The organism is Pseudomonas fildesensis, from assembly GCF_001050345.1.
GTDB classification, from domain to species: Bacteria; Pseudomonadota; Gammaproteobacteria; order Pseudomonadales; family Pseudomonadaceae; genus Aquipseudomonas; species Aquipseudomonas fildesensis.
The window spans coordinates 33,795-54,742 of sequence record NZ_LFMW01000010.1; the positions used below are offsets into that span (position 1 = coordinate 33,795).

A 20,948-nucleotide genomic window follows, 5' to 3' on the forward strand; every position below is an offset into this window, starting at 1 on the left:
GGGCACTTAACCGAAGAAGCGCTGGCCGTTTTTGGCCATTTCACGCAGCTTCGCGGTCGGGTGGTACAGCGGGCCCAAATCAGCGTATTGATCAGCCAGGGCAACGAATTCGGCTACACCGATCGAGTCGATGTAACGCAGCGCACCACCACGGAATGGAGGGAAACCAATACCGTACACCAGGCCCATATCGGCTTCGGCGGCGGTTTCAACGATGCCGTCTTCCAGGCAACGTACGGTTTCCAGGCAGAGGGCGATCATCATCCAGTTGATGATGTCCTCGTCGGACACCTCACGCTGCTCGTAGATGACGGGCGCGAGTACTTCGTGAACCGACGGATCGGCCACTTTCTTCTGCTTGCCCTTCTTGTCGGTCTCGTAGGCGTAGAAGCCCTTGCCGTTCTTCTGGCCCAGGCGCTTGGCTTCGTAGAGCGCGTCGATCGCCGAACGGCGGTCGTCTTTCATGCGGTCCGGGAAGCCTTCAGCCATCACGTCGCGGCCGTGGTGGCCGGTGTCGATGCCGACCACGTCCATCAGGTACGCCGGGCCCATTGGCCAGCCAAATTTTTCCATGACCTTGTCGATGCGCACGAAGTCCACACCAGCGCTGACCAGCTTGGCGAAACCGCCGAAGTACGGGAACAGCACGCGGTTGACCAGGAAGCCCGGGCAGTCGTTGACCACGATCGGGTTCTTGCCCATTTTCTTGGCGTAGGCAACGGTGGTCGCTACAGCCAGCTCGCTGGACTTCTCGCCACGGATCACTTCCACCAGCGGCATCATGTGCACCGGGTTGAAGAAGTGCATACCGACGAAGTTTTCCGGACGCTTGAGGGCCTTGGCCAGCAACGAGATGGAAATCGTCGAGGTGTTGGACGCCAGGATGGTGTCGTCTTTGACGTGAGCTTCGACTTCAGCCAGCACGGCCTGCTTGACCTTCGGGTTCTCGACAACGGCTTCGACCACCAGGTCGACGTGGCCGAAATCGCCGTAGGACAGCGTAGGACGAATGCCGTTAAGCACTTCGGCCATTTTCGCAGCGGTCATGCGACCTTTATCAACGCGGCCTACCAGCAACTTGGCGGCTTCCGCCAGGCCCTGCTCGATACCGTGCTCGTTGATGTCTTTCATCAGGATCGGCGTGCCTTTGGACGCCGACTGATAGGCGATACCGCCGCCCATGATACCGGCGCCGAGTACGGCAGCCTGTTTCACGTCGCGGGCGATTTCGTCGTAGGCCTTGGCCTTTTTCTTCAGCTCCTGATCGTTCAGGAACAGGCCGATCAAGCTCTGCGCGGCAGAAGTCTTGGCCAGTTTGACGAAGCCTGCAGCTTCGATTTCCAGGGCCTTGTCGCGACCGAAGTTCGCGGCTTTCTGGATGGTCTTGATCGCTTCAACCGGCGCCGGGTAGTTCGGGCCGGCCTGGCCGGCCACGAAACCTTTGGCGGTTTCGAACGACATCATTTGCTCGATGGCGTTGAGCTTGAGCTTTTCCAGCTTCGGCTGACGCTTGGCCTTGTAGTCAAATTCGCCACTGATGGCGCCCTTGATCAGGTTCAGTGCGGCTTCGGCCAGTTTGTCCGGGGCAACCACGGCATCGACAGCACCGACTTTCAGCGCGTCTTCAGCACGGTTTTCCTTGCCGGCGGCAATCCACTCGATGGCGTTGTCGGCACCGATCAGGCGCGGCAGGCGCACGGTGCCGCCAAACCCTGGGTAGATGCCCAGCTTGACTTCAGGCAGGCCGATTTTTGCAGTGGCCGACATGACACGGAAGTCAGCGGCCAGGCACATTTCCAGACCACCGCCCAGCGCGATGCCATTGATCGCGGCAACGGTCGGCACGTTGAGGTCTTCGAAATCGCTGAAAATCTTGTTGGCTTCGAGGTTGCCAGCCACCAGCTCGGCATCGGGCAGCTTGAAGTTGTCGACGAATTCGGTGATGTCAGCGCCGACGATAAACACGTCCTTGCCGCTGGAAACGATCACGCCCTTGACCGAGGCATCTGCTTTGATGGTGTCTACGGCCTGACGCAATTCGTTCAGGGTTAGACGGTTGAACTTGTTGACGGACTCACCCTTGAGGTCGAATTTCAGTTCGACGATGCCACTTTCAAGAGCCTTAACCGTGATGGCTTTACCTTCGTAAATCATCAACTGATCTCCACGATATGGAAGCTGAACAGTACACATTGGACGCTGGCCTCTGGTTGGACATTGATGATTTCGTCAATGCTCATACCAATGCGCCAGGCACACCCGCCAATGCGATAGTCGGGGTTATGTATGAAACGTCTGTCAGACAAACGCTCAATTCATACGCCCGTTTGATTTGGGTACGCCACCTTCATCCAATTCCGGGCAATTGTCAATCGCTCGAAAGGCTAGGAAAAACGCGACTTTCCAGTCATTTCAGAACCTCAACCCCAGGCCCACGCCTCGTCAATATTCAAATATTCACGAAATCAATAAAGCAAAAGGCTAGGGAAAAGGCTGTACAGATCCGGATATGCCGCTAGGCTAGCGACAACCGTAACGCGCCTGGATGAACATCCGACGCGCAAGACACAGATTTACCGGCCTGCCTGGCCAACTCCAGCCCGATGATGATGTCGGGCTTTTTATTGTCTGTGTTGTAGGAGCGAGAACGCTCAGGCCAGCGCCTTGAGCAATTTATCGATAGCCTGCAAATCACTCGCCTCGCCCTTCTCGCCCCAATATAGCGCGATCATCTGCTTGTCGGCCTCGACCTTGTAGACGTTGGCCGGGAGCGTCGCAAAATGCGGCAACAACTTCTCGTCGACACACACTTCCTGCCACTGATTGACCCACACACCCGGCTCCAACTGCCAGTAACTCCAGATCGCAGGCGCACTGCCGCGCCTTGGCCGGCAGTACTGCGCGCACGGGCTCGGCGGCTCCTGTTTGAGCCAGTGCGGCCACTCCTGCGGCGCCAGTTGCATGGCCAGGCCGATGCGGCGCGCCTCCATGCGCAGGGCCATGCGCCCGCTCTGATGACGCGACGGGCGCAGCCATGCCAGAGGGCTCAGAACCACTGCGAGGATTGACACCACTATCCAGACCGTCATATGTGTACTCCCGAATTTCTAGATGAGCGGATTTGATCTGACGCAACCTGATCCGCTTGAAAGCAGCCATACTGAACTTATTGCAGTCCCCTGGAGGAACGCCCCATGTCTTACGAACATATTCTGGTCGCCGTAGATCTGACCGAAGAGTGCGATCCAGTGATCAAGCGCGCCCGCGCCTTCGCCGTCGCCAGCGGCGCAAAACTCTCGCTGGTGCATATCGTCGAGCCCATGGCCATGGCCTTTGGTGGCGACGTCCCCATGGACCTTTCCCAGTTGCAGCAACAGCAGTTCGACCAGGCCAAGGAGCGCCTTGAGCGATTGATCCTCAAATACCCGGAAGTAACCAAGGAAAACTCCCACCTCACTTACGGCCAGCCTCGCCAGGAAATCCACCACCTTGCCAAGGAACAGCACTGCGACCTGATCGTGGTCGGCAGCCATGGCCGCCACGGCCTGGCGTTGCTGCTGGGTTCCACCGCCAATGACGTCTTGCATGGCGCGCCGTGCGATGTATTAGCCGTGAAGCTGGTAAAAAATTCGTAAGGCCGATGAAGGTCCCTTGCGGGAGGGGGCTTGCTCCCGATAGCGGTCTGTCAGGTACTGCATTCAGTAACTGATACACCGCTATCGGGAGCAAGCCCCCTCCCACATTTGAACTGCATTTCATATAAAAAACCCGGTGTTCATAAAAAATGAACACCGGGTTTTTTAATGCGCGCGGATCAATCAGGCATCCAGCTCCGCCCAACGCTCAACCAGCACTTCCAGCTCGTGGTTCAACGCCTCCAGAGAAGCAATGACCTTGGCAGTGTCCGCTGCCGGACGCAGGTAGAAGCCCGCGTCAGCCATTTCAGCTTCTACCGCAGCGATCTGCTTTTCCTTGGCGTCGATATCGCCTGGCAAGGCTTCCAGCTCACGCTGCAGCTTGTAGCTGAGCTTCTTCTTCGCAGCCGGCGCTGCGTCCTGGGCAGGTGCAGCAGCGGCAACAGGGGCGACCACGGCGGAGGTCAGGTCGGCCTTGCCGGACTTGCTCTCTGTCACGCCCAGCAGGCGTGGCGAACCGCCCTGGCGCAGCCAGTCCTGGTAACCACCGACGTATTCACGCACCTTGCCTTCACCTTCGAAGACCAGGGTGCTGGTGACCACGTTGTCGAGGAATGCCCGGTCGTGGCTGACCATCAGCACGGTGCCGTTGAAGGTCAGCAGGACCTCTTCCAGCAGCTCAAGGGTTTCGACGTCGAGGTCGTTGGTCGGTTCGTCGAGCACCAGCAGGTTCGCTGGTTTGCTGAACAGCTTGGCCAACAGCAGGCGCGCACGCTCACCACCGGACAAGGCTTTCACCGGTGTACGTGCACGCTGCGGGCTGAACAGGAAGTCGCCCAGGTAGCTCAGTACGTGGCGGCTCTGGCCGTCGATATCAATAAAGTCGCGGCCTTCGGCGACGTTGTCGATCACGGTTTTTTCCAGGTCCAACTGGTGACGCAACTGGTCGAAGTAGGCCACGTCGATGCGCGTACCCTCTTCCACGGTGCCGCTGGTCGGTTGCAGACCATTGAGCATCAGCTTGAGCAAGGTGGTCTTGCCGGTACCGTTGGCGCCGAGCAGGCCGATACGGTCGCCGCGCTGCAGGACCATGGAGAAGTCCTTGATCAGGAACGGGCCGTCCGGGTGATGGAAACTGACGTTCTCCAGCACCATCACCTGCTTGCCCGATTTGTCGGCGGTGTCGAGCTGGATGTTGGCCTTGCCGGTGCGCTCACGACGCTCGCTACGCTCATTACGCAGGGCCTTGAGGGCACGTACGCGGCCTTCGTTGCGGGTGCGGCGCGCCTTGATGCCCTGGCGGATCCAGACTTCTTCCTGGGCCAGTTTCTTGTCGAACAGCGCGTTGGCGGTGTCTTCGGCTGCCAGGCTCGCCTCTTTGTGCACCAGGAAGCTGGCGTAGTCGCCGTTCCAGTCGATCAGGCCGCCGCGGTCCAGTTCGAGGATGCGCGTGGCCAGGTTCTGCAGGAAGGAACGGTCGTGCGTGATGAACAGCACGGCGCCCTGGAAATCCTTGAGGGCTTCTTCGAGCCAGGCGATAGCGCCGATGTCCAGGTGGTTGGTTGGTTCGTCGAGCAGCAGCAGGTCCGGTTCGGACACCAGCGCCTGGGCCAGCAAGACGCGACGACGCCAGCCGCCGGACAACTCGGCGAGGGTCTTGTCGGCCGGCAGTTGCAGGCGGCTCAAAGTGCTGTCGACCAATTGCTGCAAGCGCCAGCCGTCACGGGCTTCGAGGTCTTGCTGGACGTGCATCAGCTTGTCCAGGTCTTCTTCGGTGACGCAGTTCTGCGCCAAGTGATGGTATTGCGCAAGCAACTCACCGACGCCGTCCAGGCCTTCGGCAACCACGTCGAACACTGTCCGTCCGTCGGCCACCGGCAATTCTTGAGGCAATTCGCCAATCTTGAGGCCTGGCGAGCGCCAGACAGAGCCTTCATCGGGCTTCTGGTCGCCTTTTACCAGCTTCATCATGCTGGACTTGCCGGTGCCGTTGCGGCCGATGATGCACACCCGCTCACCACGGGCGATCTGCCAGGACACCTTGTCCAACAACGGCATAGCGCCGAAAGCAAGGGACACATCGCTGAATTTGAGCAGGGTCATACGCTTCTCCAAAAACTGGGCGCGCATTCTACCTGACTTGAGGGTGGGATGCGGCCGGCATTTTCGCTGTCGACACGTTCTATAGGACATTTCTGGCGAACTTGAACCAACCGGCCGGCAAAGCTTTCACCGGCCGCTGGCAAAAGGCTAAGCTAGGGGCAATCAGTGTCGGCGATGCCGGTGCTAGTCGTGATTTCTCTGCACGGACGTCTCATGCGCAGTCGCCTTTTCAACTTTTTATCTTGTCTGCTTCTTTCCGCCACCGCCGTTCAATCCGCCCAGGCCGTGGACCTCACCACCCAACGTCAATATTACGATGAAGCCAAACGCGCCCTGGCCAAGGGCGATACCGGCCCCTACATGCAATACAGCCAGGCGTTGGCCGACTACCCGCTCACGCCGTACCTGGCGTACGACGAGCTGACCGCCCGCCTGAAGACCGCCAGCAATCAGGAAATCGAACAATTTCTCGCGAAAAACGGCGACCTGCCCCAGGCCAACTGGATGAAACTGCGCTGGTTGCGCTGGCTGGCCGACCGTGGCGACTGGCAGACGTTTGAAAAGTACTACGACCCCAAGCTGAATTTCGTTGAACTGGACTGCCTGCATGGCCAGTTCCAGCTCACGCATAACCTGAAAGCCGAAGGCTACAAAACCACCGAAAAACTCTGGATGACCGGCAAGTCGCAACCGGCCGCCTGTGATGCCACCTTCGGCCAGTGGGCCGCCGATGGCCAACTCACCGAACAGAAAATCTGGGACCGCGCCAAGCTCGCCGCCGAGGCGCGCAATTACACGCTGGCCAACAGCCTGGTGAAAACCCTGCCGACCCTCGGCGCCCAGGGCCGCCTGATGATCGATGTGGCGCAAAAGCCCGACATGCTCAGCGACCCGTCGCGCTTCCAGCCGGCCACCGAGGCCATGTCTGACGCGGTAGGGCTGGGGCTTCGTCGCCTGGCACGCCAGGATCCCGACAAAGCCATGGCCCTGCTCGACGGCTACGCGAGCAGCATGCACTTCTCCCGTGACGAAAAAGTGGCAATCGCCCGCGAGATTGGCCTGACACTGGCCAAGCGCTTCGACCCGCGCGCCCTTGACGTGATGACCAAGTACGACCCGGAACTGCGTGACAACACCGTCTCCGAATGGCGCCTGCGCCTGCTGTTGCGCCTGGCGCGCTGGGAAGACGCCTACCAGTTGACCCGCAAACTCCCACAAGACCTGGCCACCACCAACCGCTGGCGCTACTGGCAGGCCCGCAGCCTGGAACTGGCCGAACCGAAAAATCCGCAAGCCCTGGTGCTGTACAAGAACCTGTCACGGGAACGGGACTTCTACGGTTTCCTCGCCGCCGACCGCTCCCAGGCGCCGTACCAGTTGAACAACAAGCCGCTGGTGATGAGCCAGGCGCTGGTCAACAAAGTGCGCAACACCCCCGGCGTGCGTCGCGCCCTGGAGTTCTATGCACGAGGCCAGATCGTCGATGGCCGCCGCGAGTGGTACCACGTCAGCCGTCACTTCAACCGTGACGAAATGGTCGCCCAGGCCAAACTGGCCTACGACATGAAGTGGTACTTCCCGGCGATCCGCACCATCAGCCAGGCGCAGTATTGGGATGACTTGGACATCCGCTTCCCGATGGCTCACCGCGACACCCTGGTGCGCGAAGCCAAGGTACGTGGCCTGCATTCGAGCTGGGTGTTCGCCATTACCCGCCAGGAAAGTGCCTTCATGGACGACGCGCGCTCCGGCGTTGGCGCCAGCGGCCTGATGCAACTGATGCCCGGCACCGCCAAAGACACCGCGCGCAAGTTCAGCATTCCCCTGGCCTCACCGGCCCAGGTGCTGGACCCGGACAAAAACATCCAGCTCGGCGCCGCTTACTTGAGCCAGGTGCACAGCCAGTTCAACGGCAACCGCGTGCTCGCTTCCGCCGCCTACAACGCCGGCCCCGGCCGCGTGCGCCAATGGCTGCGCGGTGCGGATCACCTGAGTTTCGATGTATGGGTGGAAAGCATTCCATTCGACGAAACGCGCCAGTACGTGCAAAACGTGCTGTCTTATTCGGTGATCTACGGGCAAAAGCTCAATTCGCCACAGCCGTTGGTGGATTGGCATGAGCGGTATTTTGATGATCAGCAATAGAAGCAGCTGCAAGCGACAAGTTTGAAGCTGTAAGAAAAAATGCCCGCGTCGAGAGACGCGGGCATTTTTTATGGGGCCGCCGGGCGCTCGCTTTGCACGGCCTCGGCCAAAGCCAGGCTCAACGCCCGCAACATGAACTCAACGAACGGTGTTGCCTCGGCCTGTTGGTCGGCGGCAGAGAGCGCGGCATAGTAGGCATCCTGCTGTTCCCGTATCACTGCTTCCACTGGCAGGTACGCCAGCACAGGACGCCACTGGCTAAGGATCAACGTTTGCCAGAGTCGCCCCATCCGTCCATTTCCGTCAGCAAATGGATGGATAAATTCGAATTCGTAATGAAATACACAGCTGGCAATCAGTGGGTGCCAATCAGACACCAACAGCCATTGCAGCAAGTCATCCATCAGATGTGTCACACGGCTCGCAGGCGGCGCCATATGGACCAATTGCTCACCACGATAGATGCCAACACCGGCCTGACGAAACCGCCCGGCATCGTCAATTAACCCATACATCAGCAGCTCGTGAGCCTGCAGCAGGTCAGCACGCTTACTCGGCGTCCACTGCGGCATCGCCTCATAAGCCGCAAATGCATTTCGCACTTCCTGAATTTCCTTGGGCAGGCCCAGCACTCGCTTGCCCTCCAACACAGCAGTCACCTGCTCGACGCTGAGCGTGTTGTTCTCGATCGCCAGCGAGGCCTGGATCGTGCGAATGCGATTACCGCGCCTTAGCTGAGGCGTCTGACGACTATCGTCACAGACTGAGAGTTGACCGATCTGCTCACTGATATCGGCTACCAGGGCCAGCATCTTTGTAGTCAGCGTCAGCGGAGGTTGATAACGGCTCATGTCCTCATCCAGATCAATAACGAAAGATCACATGATGCCTTAAGGAGCAGGCACACCGCAGCTTCATTCCACTTCAACCCCATCACTGAACTGCAACGCCGCCAACCTTGCATACAGCGGATTGCTCGCAATCAACTGTTGATGCGTGCCCACCGCCACCAGCTTGCCCTGGTCCATCACTGCGATCCGGTCCGCATGTTTGACCGTCGCCAGCCGATGCGCGATCACCAGCGTGGTGCGCCCGTGCATCAGTTGCGGCAGGGCTTGCTGGATCAGGTGTTCGCTCTGGGCATCGAGGGCGCTGGTGGCTTCGTCGAGCAGCAAGATCGGTGCGTCCACCAACAGCGCGCGGGCGATGGCCAGGCGTTGGCGCTGGCCGCCGGAGAGGCCCATGCCACCGTCGCCGAGGTGGGTCTGATAGCCGTCGGGCATTTGCAGGATGAAGTCGTGGGCGTGGGCGATGCGGGCGGCGGCTTCGACCTGCTCACGGGTGGCGCTCGGGTTGCCGTAGCGAATGTTCTCCTCGACGCTGCCGAAGAACAGCGCCGGGCTCTGGGACACCAGGGCGAAGTGGCGGCGCAGGTCCAGCGGGTCGAGGTCGGTCAGGGCGTGACCTTCGAGCAGGATGCGACCTTGCTGGGGGTCGTAGAAGCGCAGCAGCAGGTCGAAGATTGTCGATTTGCCGGCGCCGGACGGACCGACCAGGGCCAGGGTTTCGCCGGGATTGATGGTCAGGCTCAAGCCGTCGATGGCGTAGCTGTCTGGCCGCGACGGGTAGGAAAAACGCAGATCTTGCAGCTCCAGACGGCCACTGACCCGCACAGGCAACGGTACTGCGCCCGTGGCGGGCGCCTGAATCTCGTTGTTCGACTGCAACAACTCACCGATTCGCTCTGCGGCACCGGCAGCGCGCTGCAGTTCGCCGAGCACTTCACTCAGGGTACCGACGGCGCTGCCGACGATCAGGCTATAGAACACAAACGCCGCCAGCTCGCCGCCGGAAATGCGCCCGTTGATCACATCCATACCGCCGACCCACAGCATCACGCCCACGGCGCCGAGCACCAGCATGATCACCAGCGTGATCAACCATGCGCGCTGGGCGATGCGTTTGCGCGCAGTGTTGAAAGCCTCCTCAACGGTCACGGCGAAGCGCTGTTCGTCCTGCACTTGATGGTTATAGGCCTGCACGGTCTTGATCTGCCCTAGCGTCTCGGACACATAACTGCCGACATCGGCGATGCGGTCCTGGCTCAAGCGCGACAGGCTGCGCACGCGGCGGCCGAAGATCAGGATCGGCGCCAGCACCAGCGGCAACGCGACCACCACAATGCTGGTGAGCTTGGGGTTGGTAATGAACAGCAGCACAATGCCGCCGATCACCATCAAGGCATTGCGCAGGAACAGCGACAACGAAGAGCCGATCACCGATTGCAGCAAGGTGGTGTCGGTGGTCAGCCGTGACTGGATTTCCGAGCTGCGATTATTTTCGTAGAAACCCGGATGCAGGTAGATCAGGTGGTTGAAGACCTGCCGGCGAATGTCGGCCACCACCCGTTCGCCGATCCACGACACCAGGTAAAACCGTGCAAACGTGCCCACGGCAAGGCCCAGCACCAGCACCATGAACAGGCCGATGGACTGGTTGAGCAGGTGCGGCGACTGGGTCATGAACCCCTGGTCCACCAACAGGCGAATGCCCTGCCCCATCGACAAGGTAATGCCAGCGGTGACGATCAGCGCCAACAGAGCGCCCAGCGCCTGCCAGCGGTAGGGCGCAACAAAGCGGCTGGCCAGGCGAATCGCGCGGCGTTGACGGACTGAGAACATGGGAGGCATCACCGATGAGGAACCTGTACACAACATTGGGGGAACTTGGGCAAATAACAATGAGTCAGGTTAATTATGCCCACCGATGCGAGGCCCTAGAGGCTATTGGTCTAACGCCCGGCTGGAAATCCGCAGCGGTTTCTGGTGGACTGGATGTTCGAACCGGTGATCTTGTAAGGAGTTGTAATAGCTCGGTCACGCGGGGGGTTTAGGGTAGGTACACAACCTGATGAGGAGACAGGCCATGACCTTGCAAAATAGCAGTGAAGCCAAGATCGAAGTAATCCGCCAACCGCAACAGTTGCCTTGCTCGTACATCGACGCCAAAGGCCACGAAGTGCAGATTACCGAAGAGATGATCCAGCAAGCCTGCAGCGAACTGGAACAGCGACTGGTCAAGCCTGCGCAGCAAGGCTGAAGCGCCCACGCTCTTTCAGACCCGGCCCACGTGGCTAATGCCGATCAGTCAGGGCAAACACTGTACCTGTGGCGAGGGAGCTTGCTCCCGCTGGGCCGCGCAGCGGCCCCAAAGATTGGGACTGCTGCGCAGTCCAGCGGGACGGTGCGGCGATCCGACAAGTTTTTATCAAACTTAAAATAACTTACTGATTTTAAAGGGTTAAAATTTCACCCTAAAGTCTTGAGTCTTGCATAAACACTTTCAGGCGACCGCATTCTTGTGGCGAGCGGGCTTGTCCCGCGTTGGGCTGCGCAGCAGCCCCAAAACCAGGCACAGAGGAGTGCCCGATACACCGCATTCGTCTTCATCAGGGGCGCTTCGCACCCCAACGCGGGACAAGCCCGCTCGCCACAGAGGTCCCAGTTTGCTGCGCGACAGCGCTACGTCGAAGAGGTAGTGGGACCTCCCTCGCCACAGTAACAACCGCGCGCCTACAGGGCTTTGGCACCTAAGGCCATGACGATGCTCGACAGTACTGTCGACTCGCCGTTGATCCGCACCTTCAACCCATCAATCTCGCGACGCTCGGGATAATGCTTGCGCAGCAGGTCGAACGCCTTGCGCTGTTCTTCCACGGTGCCTACCAGGCTGCGACGGAAGTCCGCATCGTCACGGCGCGGGTCGTACACGCTGCGGCACAAGGTCGCCAGCGCCCAGGCCGGATCGGTCGACGCATTCAAGTGCACCTCGGCCAGCCACGGTGGCGGCAGCAGGTCACTCAGCTGCATACTCGGTTCCTGGCCCAGATGCGCACAAAACGCCTGATAGATCTGCGCCGTGCCGCGCTGTTTGCCGTCCAGGCTGTAACCGGCGATATGCGGGGTGGCCAGTACACAGAGGTCGGCCAGGTCGACGTCCACTTCGGGCTCGCCTTCCCATACATCCAGCACCGCTTGCAGGTCTTCGCGTTCCAGCAGCACGTCGCGCAGCGCGGCGTTGTCCACCACCGGGCCACGGCTGGCATTGATCAGCCAGGCGCCGGGTTTGAGACGGTTGAGGCGCTCGCGATCAAACAGGTGCCAGGTGGAGCCATTGCCGGACTTGGTCAACGGCGTATGCAGGCTGATCACATCGCATTGCTCGATGATCTGCTCCAGGCTGACGTAATCACCGTCTTCGGCGATTTGCCGTGGCGGGTCGCACACCAGCACGTTCCAGCCCAGGCCCTTGAGCACCTTGACCAACCGCCCGCCCACTTCACCGGCACCGACGACGCCATAGGTGCGCTGGTTGAGGTCCGCACCTTCGATCTCGGCCAGGGTCTGCAGGCTGCCCAGCACATAATCCACCACGCCTCGCGCGTTGCAGCCGGGGGCGCTGGACCACTGGATACCGGCCTGTTTGAAGTAGTCGAGGTCCAGGTGATCGGTGCCAATGGTGCAGGTGCCGACAAACCGTACGTTCGTGCCAGCCAGCAGGGCGCGGTTGACGTTGGTTACCGAGCGCACCAGCAATACGTCGGCCTGCTCGACCGTGGCGCGGTCGATGGAACGGCCGGGTACCCGGCGAATTTCGCCAAATCCCTGGAAAAATGCATCGAGCAGCGGAATATTTTCGTCGGCAACAATCAACATGGCAGGCTCCTTTCGCGGACCCGCAGTGTACAGGCATCACGGCCGCCGCTTACAAATCGCTAACACAGGTTTTTTCCTGACCGTTTCGTCAGGGCGTAGACTGCGCGGTCCTTGCGCATCTTTGATTGGACACTCGTACGTGAACACTGCCACCGCCACCCTCACCCGCCCCGCCCGAATCAGCCGGGAAGTGCGCGGCCTGCTGACGCTCGCCCTGCCGATCATGATCGGCCAACTGGCCACCACCGCGATGGGCTTTGTCGACGCGGTGATGGCCGGACGCGTCAGCCCCCAGGACCTGGCGGCGGTGGGCCTGGGCAATTCGATCTGGATCCCGGTGTACCTGCTGATGACTGGCACGTTGCTGGCTACCACGCCGAAAGTCGCCCAGCGTTACGGTGCGGGAAAATACAGCGAGATCGGACCTCTGGTGCGTCAGTCGCTGTGGCTGGCGATAGTGGTCGGGGTAACAGCGTCGCTGTTGCTGCTCAGCGCCGAACCTATTCTGCACGCGATGGAAGTCGAGCCCGACTTGATCGAGCCTTCCATGGGCTACCTGCAGGGCATCGCTGCAGGTATGCCAGCAATTGCACTGTATTACGTGCTGCGCTGTTTCAGTGACGGCCTTGGCCGCACCCGGCCGAGCATGGTCATGGGCCTGTGCGGGCTGGCGCTGAACATTCCGCTGAACTACATCCTCATCTATGGCCATTTTGGCGTTCCGGCCATGGGCGGCGTGGGCTGCGGTTGGGCCACGGCCATTGCGATGTGGGTGATGATGCTCGGCATGGCGGGCTGGACACGCTGGGCACCGGTGTACCGCAGCAGTGAATTGTTCACCCGGTTTGACTGGCCGCAATGGGCGGTAATCAAGCGTGTGCTGGGCATTGGCTTGCCGATTGGCATCGCGATCTTTGTCGAATCGAGCATCTTCGCGGTGATCGCCCTGTTGATCGGCAGCCTCGGTGCCACCGTGGTGTCCGGTCACCTGATTGCGCTGAATGTCAGCTCCCTGGTGTTCATGATCCCCTACTCCCTGAGCATGGCCGTCACCGTACGCGTGGGCCAGGCCCTGGGCCCTGGCGAGCCGCGAGAAGCGCGCTTCGCCGCCGGGGTCGGCATGGGCACGGCGCTGGCTTATGCCTGCGTGTCCTGCAGCCTGATGCTGGTGTTTCGCGAGCAGATTGCGGCGATCTACACGCCGGACCCGATCGTGATTCACCTGGCGTCGACGCTGATCGTGTTTGCAGCGCTGTTCCAGTTCTCCGACTCGATTCAGGTCACTGCCGCCGGGGCGCTGCGCGGTTACCAGGACACCCGGGTGACCATGGTGCTGACGCTGTTTGCCTACTGGGGCGTGGGGTTGCCAGTGGGGTATGCCCTGGGGCTGACCGACTGGCTGGGCGAGCCGAGCGGCCCCAGCGGTTTATGGCAGGGGCTGATCGTGGGCCTGAGTTGTGCGGCGGGGATGTTGCTGGTGCGCCTGGCGCGCAGTGCACGCCGGCGGATTCGCGCCGAAAAAGCCCGGGGTTAAGCAGACTTTTTGCGAATCCAGTACAGGTACGTACCGGCCTGCTCCTGCTGACCCACCAGTTCGTGATCAAGGAACACACAGAACTTGGGGATATCGCGGCGGGTCGACGGGTCGGTCGCGATCACCTTGAGCAAGCCGCCAGGCGGCAGGTCGCGGATGTGCTGGTGCAGCATCATCACCGGCTCCGGACAATTAAGGCCGGTGGCGTCGAGGGTGCCATCGACGGGGGTGTCGAACATATCGCTCATGGTCTACTCCTGGAACAGGCGCTCAGTTTAGCGGGCCTTGGTTTTCTTCACATCCACCAGCCGACGCAGGTGGCAGGTCACTTCTTCACGGTCGTGGTACAGCTGCTTGCAGCCGATTTCCACCCGAATGCCACGCGCCTTGAAGCCCTCTTCGATGCGCTCCAGCAAGCGCTTTACCTCGGCGTAACGCTGCTTCATCGGCAGCTTCAGGTTCACCACTGCCTCGCGGCAATAGCCCTCACCAATCCAGGTTTCGAGCAGCGCCGCGTTGCGCGCCGGCTTTTCGACGATGTCACACACCATCCAGTCCACCGGTTGCTTGGGCACGAAGGTGAAGCCGTCAGCCATCAGGTGTTGCACCAGGCCGGTGTCCATCAGGCTTTCGGCCATCGGGCCGTTGTCGATGGCAGTCACCAACATGCCACGGTTAACCAGTTGCCAGGTCCAGCCGCCGGGGGCTGCACCGAGGTCGACACCGGTCATGTCGCCGTGCAGGCGCTCGTCCCACTGGTCGCGAGGGATAAAGTGGTGCCAGGCCTCTTCCAGCTTCAGAGTCGAACGGCTAGGCGCGTCACGCGGGAATTTCAAACGCGGGATGCCCATCGGCCACATCGCCGAGTTGTTCGACTCAGCCAGGCCCATGAACACTTCGCGACCGCTCTTGAAGGTCAGCAGCAAGCGCGGCTTGCTCGGGTCATCCACCAGCTTGCCGGCGTTCAGCAGGGCTTTGCGCAGGTGCACTTCGAATTTCTTGCAGAAGTTCGACAGTTCCTTGCCATCGTTGGTGTCGACCATCTCCAGCCACAGGCTGCCGCACACCGGAAATTCGCGCAGGTGGGCGAGGATGACGCTGATGCGGTCGGTTTCCGGCAGGTCGATAAACACCCCGCGCGCCCACTGCCTTGGGAAGATTAGCTCGGCAAAGCGCTGGCCGCGCATCAGGCGCTGGGCGCCGTCTTCTTCGGTGCAGACAAATTCGGCGCAGGCGCTGCCGGTCTTGGCCTTGGCGTAGCCGGAAACGTTCAGGCGCGCGGCGTGTTCCGAAATCTCGGAACAGACTTCGCCTTCAAAACCCGGGCGGCAGTGCATAAAAAGGGTGTTCATCGACTCTCCTGGTGAATCAACCGACCTTGCGCTATCGCAATGCCTGTCATGAAAACGCGCGCATGATAGCCGAGTTCGGAACCTTGGTTCTGTCCATAGAGTCCAGTAATTAGCCAGCTACTGAAAACAGGGCTAGTTTGAAAGCTCTGCTCGTCCCGTCAGGTCCGTAGCCGTGCGGACCATAAGGAGTCATGTAATGTCATCCCTTGATAGCCTGAGAACCCTTAAAACCCTGCAAATCGACGACAAGACTTACCACTATTTCAGCCTGCCCGAAGCCGCCAAGAGCCTGGGTGATCTGGATAAGCTGCCGATGTCCCTCAAGGTGCTGCTGGAAAACCTGCTGCGCTGGGAGGACAACAAGACTGTCACCGGCGCCGACCTCAAGGCCATCGCCGCCTGGCTCAAAGAGCGCCAGTCCGACCGTGAGATCCAGTACCGTCCGGCACGGGTATTGATGCAAGACTTTACCGGCGTGCCCGCCGTGGTCGACCTCGCCGCCATGCGCGCCGCCGTGGCCAAGGCCGGTGGCGACCCGCAGCGCATCAACCCGCTGTCGCCGGTGGACCTGGTGATTGACCACTCGGTGATGGTCGACAAGTTCGGTAACGCCGACGCCTTCGAGCAGAACGTCGACATCGAAATGCAGCGCAACGGCGAACGCTACGCCTTCCTGCGCTGGGGCCAGAGCGCCTTCGACAATTTCAGCGTGGTACCGCCGGGCACCGGCATTTGCCACCAGGTCAACCTCGAATACCTCGGCCGCACCGTGTGGACCAAGGACGAAGACGGCCGCACCTACGCGTTCCCCGACACCCTGGTCGGCACCGACTCCCACACCACCATGATCAACGGCCTCGGCGTACTCGGCTGGGGCGTGGGCGGTATCGAAGCGGAAGCGGCGATGCTCGGCCAACCGGTGTCGATGCTGATTCCGGAAGTGATCGGCTTCAAGCTCACCGGTAAATTGAAGGAAGGCATCACCGCCACCGACCTGGTGCTGACCGTCACCCAAATGCTGCGCAAAAAAGGCGTGGTGGGTAAATTCGTCGAGTTCTACGGCGACGGCCTTGCCGATCTGCCCCTGGCGGACCGTGCCACCATCGCCAACATGGCCCCGGAATACGGCGCCACCTGCGGCTTTTTCCCGGTGGACGACGTGACATTGGACTACTTGCGCTTGTCGGGTCGCCCTGCAGAAACGGTGAAGTTAGTCGAGGCCTACACCAAGGCCCAGGGCCTGTGGCGCATCGCCGGCCAGGAGCCGGTGTTCACCGACAGCCTGGCCCTGGACATGGGCAGCGTCGAAGCCAGCCTGGCCGGGCCGAAACGCCCGCAGGACCGCGTGTCCCTGCCGAATGTAGGCCAAGCGTTCAGCGATTTCCTCGACCTGCAATTCAAACCGACCAGCAAGGAAGAAGGCCGCCTGGAAAGTGAAGGCGGCGGCGGTGTCGCCGTGGGCAACGCCGACCTGGTGGGCGAAACCGACTATGAATACGACGGCCGCACCTATCGCCTGAAAAACGGCGCGGTGGTGATCGCCGCGATCACGTCTTGCACCAACACCTCCAACCCGAGCGTGATGATGGCCGCCGGCCTGGTGGCGAAAAAGGCCGTGGAAAAAGGCCTCATGAGCAAACCCTGGGTGAAAACCTCCCTGGCGCCCGGCTCCAAAGTGGTCACCGACTACTACAAGGCCGCCGGCCTCACCCAGTACCTGGATAAACTCGGCTTCGACCTGGTGGGCTACGGCTGCACCACCTGCATTGGCAACTCGGGGCCACTGCCCGAGCCCATCGAAAAAGCCATCCAGAAAGCCGACCTTGCCGTGGCCTCGGTACTGTCCGGCAACCGCAACTTCGAAGGCCGCGTGCACCCGCTGGTGAAAACCAACTGGCTGGCCTCGCCGCCGCTGGTGGTGGCGTATGCCCTGGCGGGCACCGTGCGCATCGACATCAGCAGCGAGCCGCTGGGTGAAGACCAGGACGGCAAGCCGGTGTACCTGCGGGATATCTGGCCGAGCAGCAAGGAAATCGCCGACGCCGTGGCCCAGGTCAGCACCAGTATGTTCCACAAGGAATATGCCGAAGTGTTCGCCGGTGACGAGCAGTGGCAAGCGATTGAAGTGCCGCAGGCCGCTACCTACGTGTGGCAGAAGGATTCCACCTACATCCAGCACCCACCGTTCTTCGATGACATTGCCGGCCCGCTGCCGGTGATCAAGGACGTCAAGGGCACCAACGTGCTGGCCCTGCTGGGCGACTCGGTGACCACCGACCACATCTCCCCCGCTGGCAATATCAAGACCGACAGCCCCGCCGGCCGTTACCTGCGTGAGCAGGGCGTGGAGCCGCGTGACTTCAACTCCTACGGTTCACGCCGGGGCAACCATGAAGTGATGATGCGCGGCACCTTCGCCAATATCCGTATTCGCAATGAAATGCTCGGCGGCGAGGAAGGCGGCAATACGCTGTACATCCCCACCGGCGAGAAAATGCCGATCTACGACGCGGCCATGAAATATCAGGCCTCGGGCACGCCGCTGGTGGTGATCGCCGGGCAAGAATACGGCACCGGGTCGAGCCGCGACTGGGCGGCTAAAGGCACGAATTTGCTGGGGGTCAAGGCGGTCATCGCCGAAAGCTTCGAGCGGATTCACCGCTCCAACCTGATAGGCATGGGCGTGTTGCCGTTGCAGTTCAAGCTGGATCAGAACCGCAAAGCGCTCAAGCTGACCGGCAAGGAGAAGATCGACATCCTCGGCCTGACAGGCGCGCAGATCGTGCCGCGGATGAACCTGACGCTGGTGATTACCCGGGAAGACGGCAGTAGCGAGAAGGTCGAGGTGCTATGCCGGATTGATACGCTGAATGAGGTGGAATACTTCAAGGCGGGTGGCATTTTGCACTACGTGCTGCGCCAACTGATCGCGTCATAAGGCGATCTCAAAAGCAATGGAGGTCCAATGTGGGAGGGGGCTTGCTCCCGATGGCGGTGAATCAGGCACAGTTATTCAACCTGACACACTGCCATCGGGAGCAAGCCCCCTCCCACATTTTTGACCGAGCTCAACCTTTCAGATCAGCCGAAGAGCCACTTCCACAACAGCACCAGCACCACGACCGCCAGCACCGGCCGCGCAATGCGGTAAGCCTTGGGATGCTTGCGCTTCCACTGCTTGACCACACCGCTGAACTTGTCGCTGAAGGTCTTGCTCCAGGCGTAGGCCTGGTTGATGCCGCCGACGCGTTCGTCGTCCAGGTTCTGCGGCGCCGTGGCGCGGCCCAGTTGCTTGCTGACCCAGCGGTTGATGCGAGTCATCAGGCGATTGCTCAGGGGGCGCTCGATGTCGCAGAACAGAATCACGCGGGTATGTTCGGTTTCGTTCTTCACCCAGTGCACGTAGGTTTCGTCGAACATCACGTCTTCACCGTCACGCCAGGCATAGACCTGGCCGTCGACGAAGATGCGGCAGTCGTCGGAGTTCGGCGTGGACAGCCCCAGGTGATAGCGCAGGGAACCGGCAAACGGGTCGCGGTGCGGGTTCAGGTGACTGCCGCCCGGCAACAGCGCGAACATCGCGCCCTTGACGTTGGGGATGCTACTGACCAGGGCCACGGTCTTGGGGCACAGGGCCTCGGCCGATGGCAGCGGTTTGTCGTACCACTTGAGGTAGAAACGCTTCCAGCCCTTCTTGAAGAACGAACCAAAACCGGCGTCGTTGTTCTTTTCGGCGGCGCGGATATACCCCTCGTCGAACAGGTGCATCGCCTCTTCGCGGATGACCTCCCAGTTATCCCGGAGCACGTCCAGTTCCGGAAACTTGCTGCGGTCCAGGTACGGCTTGGACGGCACGGCCGAGAACAGGTACATCAAGGCGTTATACGGGGCGAACAGCGCCGAGTGGTTGACGAACTGGCGCAACATCGGCAAACGGGCCTTGCCGCGCAGGTGCACATACAGTGTGCTGCCGATAAACAACAGCAACACCGACAGTTTGGCGGCCAAAGAAAAGGTCATGCAGCAACTCCTGGAAATAAGCCTCTGGTTCTCAACCTCCCGTCGACGGGAAACCAGACGTAGCAGCCGGCCATGATAAACACTTGGGCCCTCGGGAAAAACCCGCGCCGTCCAACAATCGGCGTTAAGAACGGCGCGGTTAGCCGCTAATTATGCATAAGGGCCTTGGAATCAGACCTGACTCACATCAACCCTGTGGCGAGCGAGCTTGTTGTGGGTGAGCCGGCTTGGTGTGGGTGAGCGAGGCTGTTGTGGCGAGCGGGCTTGCCCCGCGTTGGGCTGCGCAGCAGCCCCAAAACCTGCTGCCTGGGTATCCCAGGTGTAACGAGGCGTCTGGTTTGGGAGCGCTGCGCACTCCAACGCGGGGCAAGCCCGCTCGCCACAATAAGCCCACTCTTCACAGCAAGCCCGCTCGCCACAGGAAGCCCAGCAACACCAGGGTATCAATCAAGCCTGGTTTTCTTGCTCGGTAAACAAATCGCTGAACAGCATGCTCGACAGGTAGCGTTCACCGGAGTCCGGCAGGATCACCACGATGGTCTTGCCCTGCATTTCCGGCTTCTCGGCCAGGCGCACGGCCACGGCCATGGCGGCGCCGCAGGAGATACCGCACAGGATGCCCTCTTCCTGCATCAACCGCCGGGCCATGGCCTTGGACTCGTCGTCGGTCACCAGCTCGACGCGGTCGACCATCGACAAGTCGAGGTTCTTCGGCACAAAGCCGGCGCCGATGCCCTGGATCTTGTGCGGGCTGGGCTTGATCTCTTCACCGGCCAGCGCCTGGGTGATCACCGGCGACACCATCGGCTCAACGGCCACCGACAGAATCGGCTTGCCCGCCGTGTTCTTGATATAGCGCGACACGCCGGTAATCGTCCCGCCGGTGCCCACACCCGCTACCAGCACGTCCACGGCGCCATCGGTGTCGTTCCAGATTTCCGGGCCGGTGGTTTTTTCGTGGATCGCCGGGTTGGCCGGGTTTTCGAACTGCGCCGGCATAAAGTAGGTGGCCGGGTCGCTGGCAACGATTTCGCCAGCTTTGTCGATAGCGCCTTTCATGCCTTTGGCCGGCTCGGTCAGCACCAGTTCGGCACCGAGGGCCTTGAGCACTTTGCGCCGCTCGATGCTCATGGACGACGGCATGGTCAGCAGCAGCTTGTAGCCTCGGGCGGCGGCGACAAACGCCAGGCCGATGCCGGTGTTGCCGGAAGTCGGTTCGACAATGGTCATGCCCGGCTTCAGTTTGCCGGTGCTTTCCGCATCCCAGATCATGTTCGCGCCGATGCGGCATTTCACCGAATAGCCCGGGTTGCGCCCTTCGATCTTGGCCAGGATGGTCACGCCACGCGGTGCAATGCGGTTGATCTGAACCAGGGGCGTGTTACCGATGGAGTGCGCGTTGTCTGCAAAGATGCGGCTCATGACGGGTCCTTAAGGCTAATTC

At 60.8% G+C, this 20,948-nt stretch carries 14 protein-coding genes and 1 pseudogene; 5 read left to right on the top strand and 10 right to left on the bottom strand.

Annotated features, from left to right (window positions below):
- Window positions 1-6: 6 nt before the first annotated feature.
- Together fadB and ACR52_RS15575 are read right to left on the bottom strand one after the other, a co-directional pair.
- A complete protein-coding gene (fadB, locus tag ACR52_RS15570; protein WP_048725734.1) occupies window positions 7-2,154 on the bottom strand; it encodes a fatty acid oxidation complex subunit alpha FadB in 2,148 nt (715 codons plus the stop codon).
- A gap of 497 nt (window positions 2,155-2,651) precedes the next feature.
- Window positions 2,652-3,089, bottom strand: a complete 438-nt coding sequence (locus ACR52_RS15575) for a hypothetical protein (RefSeq protein WP_048725737.1) — start codon at window positions 3,087-3,089, stop codon at window positions 2,652-2,654.
- 105 nt (window positions 3,090-3,194) lie between these two features.
- On the opposite strand from ACR52_RS15575, the gene ACR52_RS15580 reads away from it, so the two are divergent.
- Entirely contained in the window at window positions 3,195-3,635 is a 441-nt protein-coding gene (locus ACR52_RS15580; RefSeq protein WP_048725739.1) for a universal stress protein, read from the top strand.
- A 183-nt stretch (window positions 3,636-3,818) separates the two neighbouring features.
- On the opposite strand, the gene ACR52_RS15585 is transcribed toward ACR52_RS15580, so the two are convergent.
- Window positions 3,819-5,738, bottom strand: coding sequence for an ATP-binding cassette domain-containing protein (locus ACR52_RS15585; RefSeq protein WP_048725742.1), 1,920 nt, complete (start codon window positions 5,736-5,738; stop codon window positions 3,819-3,821).
- Between the two features lie 213 nt (window positions 5,739-5,951).
- On the opposite strand from ACR52_RS15585, the gene ACR52_RS15590 reads away from it, so the two are divergent.
- Window positions 5,952-7,883 carry a transglycosylase SLT domain-containing protein gene (locus ACR52_RS15590; RefSeq protein WP_048725744.1) on the top strand — a complete coding sequence of 644 codons (1,932 nt, stop codon included), beginning with the start codon at window positions 5,952-5,954 and terminating at the stop codon, window positions 7,881-7,883.
- 86 nt (window positions 7,884-7,969) lie between these two features.
- Here ACR52_RS15590 and ACR52_RS15595 read toward each other — a convergent pair.
- Window positions 7,970-8,734: pseudogene (locus ACR52_RS15595) on the bottom strand (Fic family protein); the annotation flags it as partial.
- Window positions 8,735-8,797: 63 nt separating this feature from the next.
- Entirely contained in the window at window positions 8,798-10,573 is a 1,776-nt protein-coding gene (locus tag ACR52_RS15600) for an ABC transporter transmembrane domain-containing protein (RefSeq protein WP_161799302.1), read from the bottom strand.
- 235 nt (window positions 10,574-10,808) lie between these two features.
- On the opposite strand from ACR52_RS15600, the gene ACR52_RS30915 reads away from it, so the two are divergent.
- Complete coding sequence (locus ACR52_RS30915) at window positions 10,809-10,982, top strand: PA1571 family protein (RefSeq protein ID WP_048725752.1); 174 nt, start codon at window positions 10,809-10,811, stop codon at window positions 10,980-10,982.
- Window positions 10,983-11,455: 473 nt separating this feature from the next.
- On the opposite strand, the gene pdxB is transcribed toward ACR52_RS30915, so the two are convergent.
- Complete coding sequence (gene pdxB / locus ACR52_RS15610) at window positions 11,456-12,598, bottom strand: 4-phosphoerythronate dehydrogenase PdxB (RefSeq protein WP_048725758.1); 1,143 nt, start codon at window positions 12,596-12,598, stop codon at window positions 11,456-11,458.
- Window positions 12,599-12,737: 139 nt separating this feature from the next.
- Between pdxB and ACR52_RS15615 the strand changes: the two genes are divergently transcribed.
- Window positions 12,738-14,132: an MATE family efflux transporter gene (locus ACR52_RS15615; RefSeq protein WP_048725761.1), complete on the top strand. Its 1,395-nt coding sequence runs from the start codon at window positions 12,738-12,740 to the stop codon at window positions 14,130-14,132.
- On the opposite strand, the gene tusA is transcribed toward ACR52_RS15615, so the two are convergent.
- Both tusA and rlmM read right to left on the bottom strand, forming a co-directional pair.
- Window positions 14,129-14,380 (bottom strand): sulfurtransferase TusA, encoded by a 252-nt coding sequence (gene tusA, locus ACR52_RS15620; RefSeq protein ID WP_048725764.1) that lies wholly within the window; start codon window positions 14,378-14,380, stop codon window positions 14,129-14,131. The two genes, ACR52_RS15615 and tusA, sit on opposite strands and share 4 nt — an antisense overlap.
- 27 nt (window positions 14,381-14,407) lie before the next feature.
- The gene (rlmM, locus tag ACR52_RS15625) at window positions 14,408-15,484 is read right to left on the bottom strand and encodes a 23S rRNA (cytidine(2498)-2'-O)-methyltransferase RlmM (protein WP_048725766.1); all 1,077 of its coding nucleotides are present in this window, start codon (window positions 15,482-15,484) and stop codon (window positions 14,408-14,410) included.
- Between the two features lie 196 nt (window positions 15,485-15,680).
- On the opposite strand from rlmM, the gene acnA reads away from it, so the two are divergent.
- Entirely contained in the window at window positions 15,681-18,422 is a 2,742-nt protein-coding gene (gene acnA / locus ACR52_RS15630) for an aconitate hydratase AcnA (protein WP_048725769.1), read from the top strand.
- A 143-nt stretch (window positions 18,423-18,565) separates the two neighbouring features.
- Here the strand turns inward: acnA and ACR52_RS15635 are convergent, their stop codons facing one another.
- Both ACR52_RS15635 and cysK read right to left on the bottom strand, forming a co-directional pair.
- Complete coding sequence (locus tag ACR52_RS15635) at window positions 18,566-19,504, bottom strand: aspartyl/asparaginyl beta-hydroxylase domain-containing protein (protein ID WP_048725774.1); 939 nt, start codon at window positions 19,502-19,504, stop codon at window positions 18,566-18,568.
- A 447-nt stretch (window positions 19,505-19,951) separates the two neighbouring features.
- Entirely contained in the window at window positions 19,952-20,926 is a 975-nt protein-coding gene (gene cysK, locus ACR52_RS15640; RefSeq protein ID WP_048725776.1) for a cysteine synthase A, read from the bottom strand.
- Window positions 20,927-20,948: the final 22 nt, after the last annotated feature.